The organism is Trichodesmium erythraeum IMS101 (assembly GCF_000014265.1).
Lineage (GTDB): Bacteria > Cyanobacteriota > Cyanobacteriia > Cyanobacteriales > Microcoleaceae > Trichodesmium > Trichodesmium erythraeum.
The window spans coordinates 5,462,576-5,477,870 of the sequence record NC_008312.1 but is presented as its reverse complement, the minus strand read 5'-3'; the positions used below and the strand labels follow the sequence as shown (position 1 = coordinate 5,477,870).

Sequence of the window (15,295 nt, the reverse complement as noted above, 5' to 3'; positions counted from 1 at the left end):
AAACTTATATCATTCATTTATACCTCGTTCAAATCCAATATTATATATTGCTATTTCTGACCATATTAAATTTAATTCTTCATTGTTCAAATCCAATATTATATATTGCTATTTCTGACCATATTAAATTTAATTCTTCATTTTGAAAAAGAAAGTTATTCATTAAAGCGACAATACCATTCACTCTATTTTGGAGACTCAATTTCTGACTATTAATATTGAATATATCTATAAAGATGGGAGACAGATCGATAGCTGTAATATTCCCTGACTTATGATTAGCTATTACCATCATCTGACCACCAGTTCCACAACCTATATCAGCAATTTTTGATTTATCTTTCAGATTATTAATAAAGCTTCAAGCTTTAATAGTTACTTCAGGACTCCCAGGTTCTTATCTTTCTATAGTCGAATAATATTCATAGATTAATCTCAAATCAAACTCATGAATAGATTTATTTTCATCACTCATGTTTTTTCATTACTTTCTCTAAAAATTTTTGTAAATATTTACCTATTAGCTTTGAACTATCAATAGATAATGAACTAATAGTTAATAACTAGACACTGGATAATGAAAACTATCTCTAATTATCAATTATCCAGTGGTATTGGAGAGACTTTAAACCTCTAGGGATTAATTATCAATTATCAATTATCCATTAACATTTACTCATTTACATGGAGAGTAATTTTTTTATTTTGTAGCTGCTCTGTTATCCAACGCTCAAATAATTCACTGTTTAATTTTTTCTTGATTTCAGGATTATCTAAAGAAGCTCCTTGCAACTGCTCTAGTCGAAAGATACTCCAAAATTGATTTGTTTTAAATGGTCCTAAAATATCTCCAGAATTAGCAGAATTAATTGTATCTCTTAAATCTTCAGGTAAACTAGCTAAACTAACTACACCCATAATACCATTAAAGTTTTTATCATTTGTAACTGAATATTCTTTAGCTAAATCTTCAAATTTTGCCCCATCTTCTACAATTTTTCGATACAAAGCATCTACTAATTCTTTATCTTGAACCACAATTCTAGATAAAATTACAGAATCCAAACCTGCTTTACGCTGATTAAAATATTCTTCAATTCTTTCGGAAGTAATAGAATCTTTTAATTGCTTTAGTCTAAAAGAATTTACTATTTGTGATTCTAAAGCATTATAGTTAATTCCATTTTGTTTTAACCATTCTTGAAATTTTTCTTGGTCTTCCAGCTTCCTTTGCAATCGAAAATCAATAATTGCCTGTTGAATAATTGCTTGATCTACATCTATATCTTTTCGAGATTGCAATTCTTTTTCAATCACATATTGAGCTACAATTTCTGTGACAAAAGATTGCAATTTTCCAGAAGCTTGCAAATATTTTAAACTTTGCCCCCATGATACTTCTTCTTCACCTACTGTTAATAATGCTTGAGATTCCATTTGTCAAATTACTCCCTTTCTTAATTTATTTACAAATAAAATAAATTGATTTTTGATTTTCATTGATTAAATCCAAAACTTGAGCCAGACAACTTTAATTATAGATTCTAGGTCAAGTAATTTCAACTAAATTTAGAAACCTTGAGGTCAAGTGACTAGCCATAAAGACAAACTTAAGACTGGGGAAACAAGAAAGCAAGTATGCTGATGAGTTATTACTAATTGCTATATAATTAATGCTTATCTAAAAATATAATCAAATATTTAATATCAACAAATTTTTAGCTCAATTATTTAGCTAATTTAGCTATTCTAACTAGATAGAACCCTAAGTTCCTCAGAAGAATGCACTACTTATTTATATCCTTCCCATCTTGATTACCTTCTTGAAGTTATATATCTCTCAATTAATCTTATTGGTTAAATCTTCAATGATTTTTTCCGTTTTTCTTTTACAACTTCATGATCCATAAAGTCGGTAACCAAATCATGTAATTATTCCCATACTAGCTCACAATATCTTTAATAAATATAACAATAGTAACTGGGGGTAGTTAGTAAGCATTTAGCTGCACATTTTTTTTCCTCATGCCCTTTAATAAATAATGCCTATACCTACTTTTTTTAGCATGGTCTAATAACTTAATAACTAAATATTAAACTAGATATTTAACTATCTTTTCATTTAATATTTATTAAACCAAACTATAGCTAATACAATTGCAGCGATCGCTCCAATTGAAGTATTGATAATATTTACAACTTCATTTGTTAACCATTCAAACTGAGACTGCATTGTTGCTCCAATTAAACTCTCCAAATTAGTAGCAATAAAAGCTGAAATAACACAAAAGACTATTCCTGTCAAATCAATTAAACCTACAGTCCAACCAACTACAGCGATCGCAAAAGAAGCCACAACACCTGCTAAAGTCCCCTCTAAACTTACAGCACCCTCAGTTCCCCGTGGCACTGGTTGTAGAGTTGTAATTAAAAAAGTCCGCTGACCGTAAGCTTTCCCTACCTCACTAGCACAAGTATCAGAAAGCTTAGTACTAAAACTAGCTACATAACCTAACATTAGTAACAATGGTAAATTTTCTATAGGAAAATTATTCGGGTATAACAGACCAATGACCCAAACTCCCATAGCACAGATAGCAGCAGTCAAAGCCGAACCCCAAACATTTTCTGGTCCTCTAGCACCTTCCCGCTTTTCTGCAATTCCAGCGGCTTGCTTTTCGGCCATTCCAATGCGAGTCACCCCAGAACCAACCAAAAAATAAAACACCACTACCGCATATCCAGGCCAACCCAAACTACCCCAAATTAAAACTCCCAATATCCAAGCATGAACTATTCCCCAGGGAGTCAATAATTTTTTGGGAGCGAAATAAACTAGACTAAGTAAAATAATATTTAAAAGTATAGCTACTAACCAGGGATTTACAGAATTAATATTAGATAACATTATATCTACTCGCTAAAAACATCTATTGTCATTTTAACTTAATATTTACCAGAGAAAATAATACTTACACATTACAAGGAAATAACTATGAATCAAGTTCTTTTTCATTTAGCCTTTCCGGTGAATAATATTACCAAAACGAAAGAATTCTATAGCAATGGTTTAGGTTGTAAAGTTGGGCGAGAATCTCGAAATTCAGTGATTTTAAATCTTTATGGTAATCAAATTGTTGCTCATATTGCTAAAGAAACTTTAGAACCACAAAAAGGAATTTACCCCAGACATTTTGGTTTAGTTTTTAGCCTAGAAAGTGACTGGGAAGCTTTATTAGAACGTGCTCAAAAAAATAAATTAAAATTCTATCAACAACCTAAGCGGAGGTTTACAAATTCTCCTTTAACCAGGGATTTACAGAATTAATATTAGATAACATTATATCTACTCGCTAAAAACATCTATTGTCATTTTAACTTAATATTTACCAGAGAAAATAATACTTACACATTACAAGGAAATAACTATGAATCAAGTTCTTTTTCATTTAGCCTTTCCGGTGAATAATATTACCAAAACGAAAGAATTCTATAGCAATGGTTTAGGTTGTAAAGTTGGGCGAGAATCTCGAAATTCAGTGATTTTAAATCTTTATGGTAATCAAATTGTTGCTCATATTGCTAAAGAAACTTTAGAACCACAAAAAGGAATTTACCCCAGACATTTTGGTTTAGTTTTTAGCCTAGAAAGTGACTGGGAAGCTTTATTAGAACGTGCTCAAAAAAATAAATTAAAATTCTATCAACAACCTAAGCGGAGGTTTACAAATTCTCCTTTAACCAGGGATTTACAGAATTAATATTAGATAACATTATATCTACTCGCTAAAAACATCTATTGTCATTTTAACTTAATATTTACCAGAGAAAATAATACTTACACATTACAAGGAAATAACTATGAATCAAGTTCTTTTTCATTTAGCCTTTCCGGTGAATAATATTACCAAAACGAAAGAATTCTATAGCAATGGTTTAGGTTGTAAAGTTGGGCGAGAATCTCGAAATTCAGTGATTTTAAATCTTTATGGTAATCAAATTGTTGCTCATATTGCTAAAGAAACTTTAGAACCACAAAAAGGAATTTACCCCAGACATTTTGGTTTAGTTTTTAGCCTAGAAAGTGACTGGGAAGCTTTATTAGAACGTGCTCAAAAAAATAAATTAAAATTCTATCAACAACCTAAGCGGAGGTTTACAAATTCTCCTTTAACCAGGGATTTACAGAATTAATATTAGATAACATTATATCTACTCGCTGAAAACATCTATTGTCATTTTAACTTAATATTTACCAGAGAAAATAATACTTACACATTACAAGGAAATAACTATGAATCAAGTTCTTTTTCATTTAGCCTTTCCGGTGAATAATATTACCAAAACGAAAGAATTCTATAGCAATGGTTTAGGTTGTAAAGTTGGGCGAGAATCTCGAAATTCAGTGATTTTAAATCTTTATGGTAATCAAATTGTTGCTCATATTGCTAAAGAAACTTTAGAACCACAAAAAGGAATTTACCCCAGACATTTTGGTTTAGTTTTTAGCCTAGAAAGTGACTGGGAAGCTTTATTAGAACGTGCTCAAAAAAATAAATTAAAATTCTATCAGCAACCTAAGCGGAGGTTTACAAATTCTCCTTTAACCAGGGATTTACAGAATTAATATTAGATAACATTATATCTACTCGCTAAAAACATCTATTGTCATTTTAACTTAATATTTACCAGAGAAAATAATACTTACACATTACAAGGAAATAACTATGAATCAAGTTCTTTTTCATTTAGCCTTTCCGGTGAATAATATTACCAAAACGAAAGAATTCTATAGCAATGGTTTAGGTTGTAAAGTTGGGCGAGAATCTCGAAATTCAGTGATTTTAAATCTTTATGGTAATCAAATTGTTGCTCATATTGCTAAAGAAACTTTAGAACCACAAAAAGGAATTTACCCCAGACATTTTGGTTTAGTTTTTAGCCTAGAAAGTGACTGGGAAGCTTTATTAGAACGTGCTCAAAAAAATAAATTAAAATTCTATCAGCAACCTAAGCGGAGGTTTACAAATTCTCCTTTAACCAGGGATTTACAGAATTAATATTAGATAACATTATATCTACTCGCTAAAAACATCTATTGTCATTTTAACTTAATATTTACCAGAGAAAATAATACTTACACATTACAAGGAAATAACTATGAATCAAGTTCTTTTTCATTTAGCCTTTCCGGCGAATAATATTACCAAAACGAAAGAATTCTATAGCAATGGTTTAGGTTGTAAAGTTGGGCGAGAATCTCGAAATTCAGTGATTTTAAATCTTTATGGTAATCAAATTGTTGCTCATATTGCTAAAGAAACTTTAGAACCACAAAAAGGAATTTACCCCAGACATTTTGGTTTAGTTTTTAGCCTAGAAAGTGACTGGGAAGCTTTATTAGAACGTGCTCAAAAAAATAAATTAAAATTCTATCAGCAACCTAAGCGGAGGTTTACAAATTCTCCTTTAACCAGGGATTTACAGAATTAATATTAGATAACATTATATCTACTCGCTAAAAACATCTATTGTCATTTTAACTTAATATTTACCAGAGAAAATAATACTTACACATTACAAGGAAATAACTATGAATCAAGTTCTTTTTCATTTAGCCTTTCCGGTGAATAATATTACCAAAACGAAAGAATTCTATAGCAATGGTTTAGGTTGTAAAGTTGGGCGAGAATCTCGAAATTCAGTGATTTTAAATCTTTATGGTAATCAAATTGTTGCTCATATTGCTAAAGAAACTTTAGAACCACAAAAAGGAATTTACCCCAGACATTTTGGTTTAGTTTTTAGCCTAGAAAGTGACTGGGAAGCTTTATTAGAACGTGCTCAAAAAAATAAATTAAAATTCTATCAGCAACCTAAGCGGAGGTTTACAAATTCTCCTTTGGAACATCGTACTTTTTTCCTTGAAGATCCATTTTATAACTTGCTAGAATTCAAATATTATTGTCATCAAGAAGCTATTTTTGGCTGTAATGACCATAAAGAAGTTGGCGATATTATAGCAGTTTAAATTATTTTTATATTCAATAATTAATTAAACATTGAGGTATTATAGCAATCCTATCTTAATTTGTGAAATAGATGACCGACTAGAAGGTAAAGTACTTATGGTGAAATAGAACCCAAAAGTAAAAGTTGTTGGAACTATTTTTTTAAATAATAGTAATTTTTTATAAATGATTTAGGATTGTTATAGATGTCAGCTATCAACCATAAAAAAAACATGTTTAATTTATGTTTTATCAGTCTATTTTTAAAAATAAATTTGACAAAATATATAGTTATTTAGAAGTATTTGATAGGCTGTTTTATAAAAAATATTGTATTGAAAAATATATTTTTTTGAGGATTTAAAATGAGTACAAAAATCGTAATTACTCAATCAAAAAAACCAGATATTGATTCTGTTCCCAATCATATTAAACTACAGGAACTAGACGGTACATTGATAAAAAAAATTTAGGAAAATTATGAAAGTATTCTATTAACTGATTCTATCAAATATACTCTAGATAAAGTTGATCCTATAAAGACAATAAACTATAGGTCAAGACCGTAAAATTTATTGGCAATTAATTAATCCTATTATCATTAAAAGTATTTTATAAGCTTTTTTATAAAAACTATTGTATTGAAAAAGATATTTTTTTTGAGGATTTAAGTAGTTTTGTTTAACTATTTATTTTTTCTCCCTTTTCCCCCTTCAAGGTCAGGCTTAGGAGTCGGTATTTTACTTTAGGTTTTTTCCTCCACCTCCCTAGAAGCTTTTTAATTATTAATAAAGTTAAATGAGTACAAAAATAGTAATTACTAAATAAAAAAACTAGATATTAATTCTGTTACCAATCATATTAAAATACTATAAATATATGATACATTTATGAAAAAAAAATTAGGGACATCATTAAAGTATCTTATTAACTAATTCTATCAAATATACCCTAGATAAAATTTATCCTAAAAGACAATATACTATAGGTCAAAATCATAAAATTTATTAGCAATTAATTAATCCTATTATCATAAGAGCAGAAATACTATATTAGTTCTATATTTCTCATGTTTCTCCTCTTTTAAATAGAGAAGTACTAAGATACTATTTGCTTTAGCAAAAATATATTGCTCTTCTCATTGTTTTAAAATTTGTTTATGGAAATAGTGGAGAAAAAAGAGACAAAAATTCGCCAATAATATCGGATTTTCAAGATGATAGAAAATCTTGTAAGTTTTGGGTTTATGAAAAAGGGATTATAATTCCATTTTACTGCATTTATGAAGTCAAAAAAATTCCTATAGAATTATATAGCTTAATTTCTAATAATTATGAATTGGTAAAGGATAATGAACGAAATTATTTTCCCATTCAGCAGTTAGGTATTGAGTTAGGTATTTGGCAGGTTCTAATAATATAGAGCTACTTTGATTATGTTGGTGGGATAATCACGGCAATTTATTATTAACTGGTGAAGAACTTGTTGAACAAGAATATCGACGTGCTGAAAATTTGGTTAATTTATTGACAAAAGCTAAAAAGTAAAATCAAGTAGGGTAGCCTTTACTTCGTAATATGTTTAACAAAGATGATTAATGAGCATAACAATTAAAACTGAAGAACTTGTCTTTTTACTAATTAGTATTTTGGCTGCAATACCTCAATGAGGAAATTTGTGCAAGATAGTTTAATCTTTGGCAGAAACTAATACTTGGTAAGACTTTATGAAAGCTAATTATAATAAAGATATTTGGTGAGAAGATAAAAACAAGATGATGGAGGAATTCTGCTATAAATTTGGATATCAAATAGATATGGAAAAAGTGATGAATGAATGGGAAAAATAGGCTCAATGACTAATAATTTGTTTCTAGCACTACTTTTGATCTGAGGAAATATTTTCAATCAATTGTAATAGTTATTAGTAGGGAATATAATTTTTTATACCCTACTCCCTTATTAAATAACTGGGTTAGGTTTTTGCAGTTTATGATAAATTTATCAACATTAAGATCACTTTAGGCAATTTGCCAAAATAGCCAAAATTAAGAACAAGAGTTATTGCATTTTAAATTATTACTTGAACAAATTGTATTTGGAACGTAATTTTTTTAACTTCTATCGTAAAAACTCATAGTTAGTTTTGACTTAGGCTCTGCTTTCAGTTCCTCAGAAATTACTTTTAAAACCTTTCCAGATGATACCATCCAAGCATGAAATAAAACATCTATTTTGATATCTCGACCTACTGGTAATTGAGAACTTCTAGCCGGTAAAATCATCGCATCATAAGGAGTCCAAATTGAGGTAAAATTTATCCGATCTAACAAAGCAATATCCTGGTTTATATCTTGCAAAAAATAACTTTTAGGACGCATTTGAATTGGTGCTGGTAAACCTAAAACGTAACCTGTTAATGTGCCATTGTGAGGAGAAGAAATAGTGATAAAACGTTCTATTTTATCAATACCTCCTAATCTTTGAACATAATAACGACTTACTATTCCTCCCATACTAAAACCTATTAAATCAAAAGGTTGATTAGGTGGAAATGTTTTATCTACATAATTCGCTACTTGTTCGGCTAATTTATCTAAACCTAAAATACCGTAATTAGGAATTAAGTTCACAGAGTATACTTCCCATCCTAATTTTTTTAGGTATCGAGACATTTTATCAAATATTTTTATAGTGTCAAAAATTCCATGGATTAACAATACTGGATTAGGTTTGTTTAAACTTTCCATATATTTCTAATTCTATATTTATCTATCTATAGGAAAATCGACTTTATCGAAAAAAAAATCGTGAGAGTGAACAGCAAATAATTAGGGTAATAAACCAGGCTTCTTATTTGGGTTGGTCAGTCCTGAGCCTATATCCATTCTGGTTAATGTAAAGTTTTATTAAGAAATATGAAGATAGGTTGTGCCAAGTCATCACTTAATCCTAAAGTATTAGATTGTAAGCAATACTACAAAAACAATTATTTTAGGAGAACACAATCATGTTAGCTTTTACAGGAGGGTTATTTGCCGGAATTTTCGGTATTTTTCCTTTTTCAAAAAAGTCAGAATATCTATTAGAATTTCAGGAAACAAAGGAAACCAATACCCCCAAAGAAGAATCAACTCAAACTACTGTAGCAGCAGCACCTACAGAGACAGAAACCCCATCTGATAGTTCCGAAACTCCAAAAGAAGCAAAACCTGAAATTGCTGCTGCTACAAAAGAGGAAAAAAACCCAGCAGCAAAAGCAGTAACAAAAGAAACTCAAGCTGCTAAAGAAGCCGAAAAAGTTGAATTACAAAAATCTACTACTCCTCAAGTAGTAACACCAGAAACTCCGATCACAAATGGTACAACTTCCCAGAAACAAGAAGAGGTAGTATTATTTTCTCCTAACCTTTTAATGTTGCAACTTCCAACCAAACGTCGTCGTCCTGGTCCTAGTATGAGTATGTTTCTTAATATAGCTAAGGGTATGAATTTATCAAGATAGTATTAGTAATAAAATTAATCAAGCAGTTAATCAATTATCTTTTAATCACCCTTGCACGAAGTCCTGTGCTCCCCTGAAAAGGAGCATCTAATGGAGAAACCCGGGGTAAACAGTCGGATACTTTGACAAATAAAACCTTCTGCTCCCGTGAACAAGTAGAGAATATTTTATTATATTTAGGACTAACAGATGAGGTACTTGAAAGTTAAATAAAAATTAACTACGATATAGCAATCCTAAATAGATTGTGGCAAAATTCCATACTGAAAAAGCTTTGAGAAATCAAATATTTGACCATCTGCAAAAAACTTAAATAGCCACTTAACTACTTTAAAAGAACTGCAAAGATGATAAAATTGTCTGATGAAACTTTTAGTTTGCAACCAAATATCTTCAACAGGGTTTTGTTCAGGAGCATTTGGGGCAAATGAGCGTACAATTTATCAACCATTCTTCTTCAGGTAAATCTTGATTAATTAACATCAGATATTCTCGAAATTCTTGAGAGTTATGATAAGTTGCACCGTCCCCAAATATTGCCAATCTTTTTCCTGGTCTTTGCTCTTGTAAATATTTAACAAATTCATTCTTTTTTTCAGTATTTCCATTCTTATATTCTTGCACAATAAATTCCTTAGTTTGATAATAATTGGCTCCATAATAAGTTTGTCTTTCTTTTTCATTTTTTTATCGGAATTTCTATTCTTTTATCTGTTCTTCCCCAAGTATAGCTATATAGATCACCCCATAATAGATGACATTCATCAATCATAAACACTGTAAGATTTTCAGATTCTATTTCTGGTTGCCATTTAGTCAATAATTCCTCTATTTCTTTTTTTTTTGCTTTCACTAATTCATCATTTTTAGCGGGATTTTTTTTTGAGTTTTTTTCCAAGTTATTCCTGCTTCTTTGAGTAAGTTATAATAACTTTGATTAGACTCAAAAACCACATCATATTGCTTCTTTAAATATTTTTGTAAATCTGACAATCTTAGGTAATTTTGTGCCCTCAACCACTCAATTATTTGCTCTTTTTCTTCGGCCTTTAAGTAACCTTGTGTTCCAATATAATTGAAGCTTTAAACTTTCACTTGCCATGAAACAGTGCTTGGTTTTTCCATTCGCTTTCTAAACTGCTGAGTTACATTTAATAATTCTTTGACTTCATGATAGGATTTTCCCGACAAAATCATTTTTACAGCTAAGGCTCTTTTTATTTCTTTTGACTATGCATGTGTGATTGATAAAATCGTCTAGTTCATCTATAATATTCATTACTTTGTATTTTGACTGGAGATGTTATTCTTACTATTATATCTGTTGCGACCTATTTAGGATTGCTATAGTTATTTAAACTTATATATACATAGCAATATTGTAGTAGTATAAGTAACGAGCGAAAACTATATTAATAAATAGCTTGAGCTTCCTTACCTTATAATTTGGTTGCCTGGTCTTGAAGATAAGATATAGACTATAGTCAGTGGCATCAGGGTGAAACACCGAAGTTAGCTCCAAAGCTTATGGTATTATGCTTATCTAAGTTTGGATAATTTTAGTTAAACCGAAAATATAACTTCCGCAAAAACTTCGGTCAGTTTTTTCCCTGACTCAAGAATACTGTGCTGTGTTTTTGTCTCAGCAAAACCTGGAGATGAATAAATTAGTTGACAATTTACAAATTATTCTGGATAAAGAGACCCAAACGGACTAGTGTTTCCCAGCCATAAAGTGGTAAAACTTTTTATTTCAGTTGTAAATTATGAGTTATTACTTATTAAGTAGGTAGACAAAAATAAACATTAAAATAAAAAATATTAATAATAACTCACAAGCAACTTCTCAAGTAGAACTCAGCTATGGGTAAGCGAATCTTTATTACTATTTAACCGATAATTAAAACTAAATATTTAGCTATTAGTTATCAGCACCTAGCATCCCTCAGTATCCGTTATGAAATGCTGAAGTTGATTTTTTACCCCGAACTTTAAAAAGGTAAGTTTAAGGTAAGCATTCAGCTAAATTTACAACAGGATATCCCTAAATACAAAAATTCTATAACAAAAATACTCAGAAACAAGAGTATTGACTTAATAAAAAAATAACTCTAATAAGCTTTAAATACACCCTATTAAAATTTCATAACCAGTAACATTTAATATAAATTTTTTGAAGCAGTACATTAAGTTTTTAAGAAAACTAAACTACTGTATAACTGAAAAGCTGGATCCCACATTGTTTCTATTTTACGAGGTATATCAATGTGAGACTTGATACGACTTAATAGTTGGGTATAATCTCGACAAGTCACTTCTCCAAAAGGAGTAAAATTAGACCAAGTTTGCACTTTACCTAATTTTTCGTCAACCATATTCACTAACTCATTCCATTTACCTCTATTGGTAGTCTGTGGTTTTAATAGAGACTTATCTTGAGTAGAAATCTTAGGAGTAATTCCTTTTTGATATTGATAATTTTGGTCGCAAAATCTAATCACACTACGACGATAAGGTAGATGTAAATCTAATATATTTGCATAATCTTGAGTCATTTTCTTGTGACGAATTTTTTGAGAACGTCGCCGAGGATCGTAATCCATTACATTCATAAAAATAGGTAATAACCCTTCAACTTTTGTTACTACTTCTGACCAATTAAAATTCAAACTCCCCATTTGATCTTGCTCATTTAAACAAACAATATTTGCTTGGGGAGAGATAGATTGAAAATATTGCACTCTAAAAATATGTATCTTTTCAATATCTGATATTTTTGCCCAAAATACAGGAATACCTGCTTTGAACATTTCCTCACCATAAACCCTTAATTCTCCAATCGCTCCCAGTCGATAAATTCGCCAACCTCTATTCTGTAATTGCATTCTGGCAGAGTAGGGGTCAATCTTCATAATTCTAGCCAGATTTTTAACCGCTTCCTCTTTATTTTCTTGGCTAACTGGTTCAATAATAAGTAATCCTGGTTCTATATTTTCAGGATTAGATTTAGCAAAAGCGATCGCTCGCTGTTGACGATTTTTTTCTATATTTTCTATTCTTTGTAAACCTTGACGTGCTTGTCTAATTACTTGTGGGTTTGTTGCATCTTTGAGCAATTTTCTGTAAAACTTTTCTGCTAGTTCTAATTTATCTGTCTGTTCATACCACTGCCCAATATATAGTTGCACCCACAAATTTTGAGGATGTTCTTTCTTTAATTTTGTTAGTATTTTAGCTGCCTGTAGATAATTTTTTTGTCTTAGCAGAGTAGCAACTTCTTTAATTTCTTCCATATTCTGCATTCTGCTTAAAAGCTTCTTCCAAAAGAACCCTCCCTGATACCCGAGTCCAAATGCCCAGACTAACCTTGAAGGCTTCCTAAACTTCTTGACCTATATATTTAAATTTAGGCATCTTAGAAGAGTTGCCTCATTCCCTTATGTTTTTATTATAGCTGATGAGCATCAGGTAAAATATCCCAGAAAGTTCCATATAGTTGCTGACAACTCGAATCCAATAAAGTTGTCCATAAACTCCCTGAAATTCATCCCACACTCCAGACCCACCTTTAGAATAGCTTATCATAACGAAAGTTTTATTACCTTCCTGTTTCTCCACCTGTAAGTCAGTGCTTGAAATTTTAATCCTCACTATAGTTAGTAGCTTTTACCCCATTTATACCAGCTTTAGAAATTGATTTTCAGCCTCTACCCTATAGCCTATACTGTCAACCTAACAACAAAGCAGCAGGAATTTCATCTACAAGGACATAACAGTTATCCGCAAGTCAAAATTATCTGCATGTATTGACTTCAGATGGTCATTAATATCTAGTTTCCTAGTTTAGTAACCAACGAGTCCCATTAGACTCCTAAACATTAGTAAACTCCCTTAGTATTTGGTCATCAAAAGCTCAGTAATTTTAGTTATTAATTATCAAGACCTCCTTTTAAGTCAGATCAAATCTGGTTGAATACTTAATTATTATAATTGGAGGCAATAAAGAGATGGGAAAATTCCAACATAGTATAGAATTATAAACATATATTATATATATATAATATAATTATACAGTAGGAATTTATGGGAATAACTATTGCAAACTTTAGCTTTCAGGAACCTCAAGATCAGAAACTCTTTCCAAAGAACTATAGATGCTGTAAGCAAATTACTATAATACTTTCATCTCAGACAAGCCAATCATTTTTTTGAAGAACTTTATCCTCTCAAATTATATAAGTACTCCTGCAAAATTAATTACACATTTATACAAGCTAAATTATTTTTATTAATCAACAGCATAGATAATTAAAACAGGTAAATAATTATATAATTTTACTTGCTATATAGCCGTATTTTATATCACAGGCTTTCAATAATAAAGTAGTTTTTTTATCATTTTAAAAAAGGCAAAAACCTAATTTTTTTCTCAGAAATTACCTTTAGTTTTTAACTGCAATTAGTGCTATACCTTTTTCTTTCCAATACAGCAGCCACTAGAGATAATGCAACTAAAGGAGCTGTAACCCCCCTTAAAATACGCTTACCAAGAGAAACTGCTTGAAAACCTATAGCGATCGCTGCTTCTATTTCGCCCTTAGTCCAACCCCCTTCTGGACCTATAGCAATCACTATTGATTCCAGTTTTTGATTATCCAATAAACTCTCAAGTAAAAGAGGATAATTATTACGAGCAACACATATATATTTATGATAATTAGTAAATAAATTTTGCTTCTCAAATAATGATAAAGCCACAGAATATTCTACAGTTTCTCTAATTTTTGGAACTACTTGACGCTCTGATTGTTCTGCAGCTTCAGTAGCAATTTTTTGCCACCTTTTTAATTTTTGAGGACTAGGTTTCAGCACAGTTCTAGAACTAATAACTGGGAAAATATGAGTTATCCCTAATTCCGTACTTTGTCGAACAACCTCATCAAAACTATTTCCTTTAGGTAAAGCAGAGATTAGAGTTATTTCTATTGGTAATTCATTTTGAATTGCAATTTCTTGTTCTAAAATAGCGATTAACTCAGTCTTTATAGAAATATCTGGTGTAAGTTTAGCTAACCACCATTTACCCTCGCCATCCATTACAATAAATTTATCTCCCACCCCTAGTCGTAACACTCGTCGTAAATAATGCTGTTGTTCAACAGTTAAAAAAACCTGTTGTTGATCAATTTGCTGGGGAGCGATCGCTAATCTTTGCAAATCAGCCATTCTTTAAAAAATTTAATAATTACAATTTGGCTACTTGAGAACCTTAATCTGAAACAGAAACAGTAAAAAACGGCTGAAGCGTGGAAGAGTTTTATTGACATTTTTAACATCAAATCAAAAGAAAACCCATAATTTTTTCAATAAATGGAAATAGTAACAAAGCTATTTCCATTTATTTATTTTTCCTTAAAGTATTTTACCGGTAATATCTAATTTGATAATACTCTTCAGTAGTCCTGAAGTTAGTTTTTATGATTGTTAATACAGCTAACTTGTCTTAACTTAAAGGTATCTATTTTTTCAATTACTCAGTTTTAGTTATTAGCTCCTTAAATGCCTAAAAATTTTTGTATGGATTTATCCCACAGACTTATTTTCAAACGTAGAATTTATCCCAGAGAAAGCTAAAAATCTCAGCATTCAACCTTGATCTGTGAATTACAAAAACACATTGGCTATAGATAGGAGAAGTATTCGGATGTAATTCCATCCATACCTGAGCATTTTAGCTAATGGTTTTTCAAAATTGCCATAAAACCAAAACCTCATTTTAT

At 30.4% G+C, this 15,295-nt stretch carries 15 protein-coding genes and 1 pseudogene; 8 read left to right on the top strand and 8 right to left on the bottom strand.

Annotated elements, in window-relative coordinates:
* Window positions 1-79: 79 nt before the first annotated feature.
* From TERY_RS37270 to TERY_RS17090, 3 genes are all read right to left on the bottom strand, one after another.
* Entirely contained in the window at window positions 80-319 is a 240-nt protein-coding gene (locus tag TERY_RS37270; RefSeq protein ID WP_370497255.1) for a class I SAM-dependent methyltransferase, read from the bottom strand.
* Between the two features lie 353 nt (window positions 320-672).
* Window positions 673-1,437 (bottom strand): peptidylprolyl isomerase, encoded by a 765-nt coding sequence (locus TERY_RS17095; protein WP_011612981.1) that lies wholly within the window; start codon window positions 1,435-1,437, stop codon window positions 673-675.
* Window positions 1,438-2,122: 685 nt separating this feature from the next.
* Window positions 2,123-2,908: a TIGR00297 family protein gene (locus TERY_RS17090; RefSeq protein WP_011612980.1), complete on the bottom strand. Its 786-nt coding sequence runs from the start codon at window positions 2,906-2,908 to the stop codon at window positions 2,123-2,125.
* An 87-nt stretch (window positions 2,909-2,995) separates the two neighbouring features.
* On the opposite strand from TERY_RS17090, the gene TERY_RS17085 reads away from it, so the two are divergent.
* From TERY_RS17085 to TERY_RS17055, 7 genes are all read left to right on the top strand, one after another.
* Entirely contained in the window at window positions 2,996-3,328 is a 333-nt protein-coding gene (locus TERY_RS17085; protein WP_011612979.1) for a VOC family protein, read from the top strand.
* A gap of 100 nt (window positions 3,329-3,428) precedes the next feature.
* Window positions 3,429-3,761 carry a VOC family protein gene (locus tag TERY_RS17080; protein ID WP_011612979.1) on the top strand — a complete coding sequence of 111 codons (333 nt, stop codon included), beginning with the start codon at window positions 3,429-3,431 and terminating at the stop codon, window positions 3,759-3,761.
* Between the two features lie 100 nt (window positions 3,762-3,861).
* Entirely contained in the window at window positions 3,862-4,194 is a 333-nt protein-coding gene (locus tag TERY_RS17075; RefSeq protein WP_011612979.1) for a VOC family protein, read from the top strand.
* 100 nt (window positions 4,195-4,294) lie between these two features.
* Window positions 4,295-4,627, top strand: a complete 333-nt coding sequence (locus TERY_RS17070; RefSeq protein ID WP_011612979.1) for a VOC family protein — start codon at window positions 4,295-4,297, stop codon at window positions 4,625-4,627.
* A 100-nt stretch (window positions 4,628-4,727) separates the two neighbouring features.
* A complete protein-coding gene (locus tag TERY_RS17065) occupies window positions 4,728-5,060 on the top strand; it encodes a VOC family protein (protein WP_011612979.1) in 333 nt (110 codons plus the stop codon).
* A 100-nt stretch (window positions 5,061-5,160) separates the two neighbouring features.
* Window positions 5,161-5,493, top strand: a complete 333-nt coding sequence (locus TERY_RS17060; RefSeq protein ID WP_011612978.1) for a VOC family protein — start codon at window positions 5,161-5,163, stop codon at window positions 5,491-5,493.
* Between the two features lie 100 nt (window positions 5,494-5,593).
* Window positions 5,594-6,031, top strand: a complete 438-nt coding sequence (locus TERY_RS17055) for a VOC family protein (protein WP_011612977.1) — start codon at window positions 5,594-5,596, stop codon at window positions 6,029-6,031.
* 2,093 nt (window positions 6,032-8,124) lie between these two features.
* Here the strand turns inward: TERY_RS17055 and TERY_RS17050 are convergent.
* Window positions 8,125-8,760: an alpha/beta fold hydrolase gene (locus tag TERY_RS17050; protein WP_011612976.1), complete on the bottom strand. Its 636-nt coding sequence runs from the start codon at window positions 8,758-8,760 to the stop codon at window positions 8,125-8,127.
* A gap of 260 nt (window positions 8,761-9,020) precedes the next feature.
* Here TERY_RS17050 and TERY_RS17045 point away from each other — a divergent pair, with 260 nt between their 5' ends.
* Window positions 9,021-9,515: a hypothetical protein gene (locus TERY_RS17045; RefSeq protein ID WP_011612975.1), complete on the top strand. Its 495-nt coding sequence runs from the start codon at window positions 9,021-9,023 to the stop codon at window positions 9,513-9,515.
* A gap of 236 nt (window positions 9,516-9,751) precedes the next feature.
* Here TERY_RS17045 and TERY_RS33395 read toward each other — a convergent pair.
* The 4 genes and pseudogenes from TERY_RS33395 to TERY_RS17025 form a co-directional block, all read right to left on the bottom strand.
* Window positions 9,752-10,794: pseudogene (locus TERY_RS33395) on the bottom strand (IS630 family transposase).
* Between the two features lie 907 nt (window positions 10,795-11,701).
* On the bottom strand, window positions 11,702-12,808 hold the full coding sequence (locus TERY_RS17035) for a tetratricopeptide repeat protein (RefSeq protein WP_044136889.1): 1,107 nt from the start codon (window positions 12,806-12,808) through the stop codon (window positions 11,702-11,704).
* Between the two features lie 136 nt (window positions 12,809-12,944).
* Complete coding sequence (locus tag TERY_RS35280) at window positions 12,945-13,166, bottom strand: hypothetical protein (protein ID WP_044136888.1); 222 nt, start codon at window positions 13,164-13,166, stop codon at window positions 12,945-12,947.
* A gap of 798 nt (window positions 13,167-13,964) precedes the next feature.
* On the bottom strand, window positions 13,965-14,741 hold the full coding sequence (locus TERY_RS17025) for a 16S rRNA (uracil(1498)-N(3))-methyltransferase (RefSeq protein ID WP_011612973.1): 777 nt from the start codon (window positions 14,739-14,741) through the stop codon (window positions 13,965-13,967).
* Window positions 14,742-15,295: the final 554 nt, after the last annotated feature.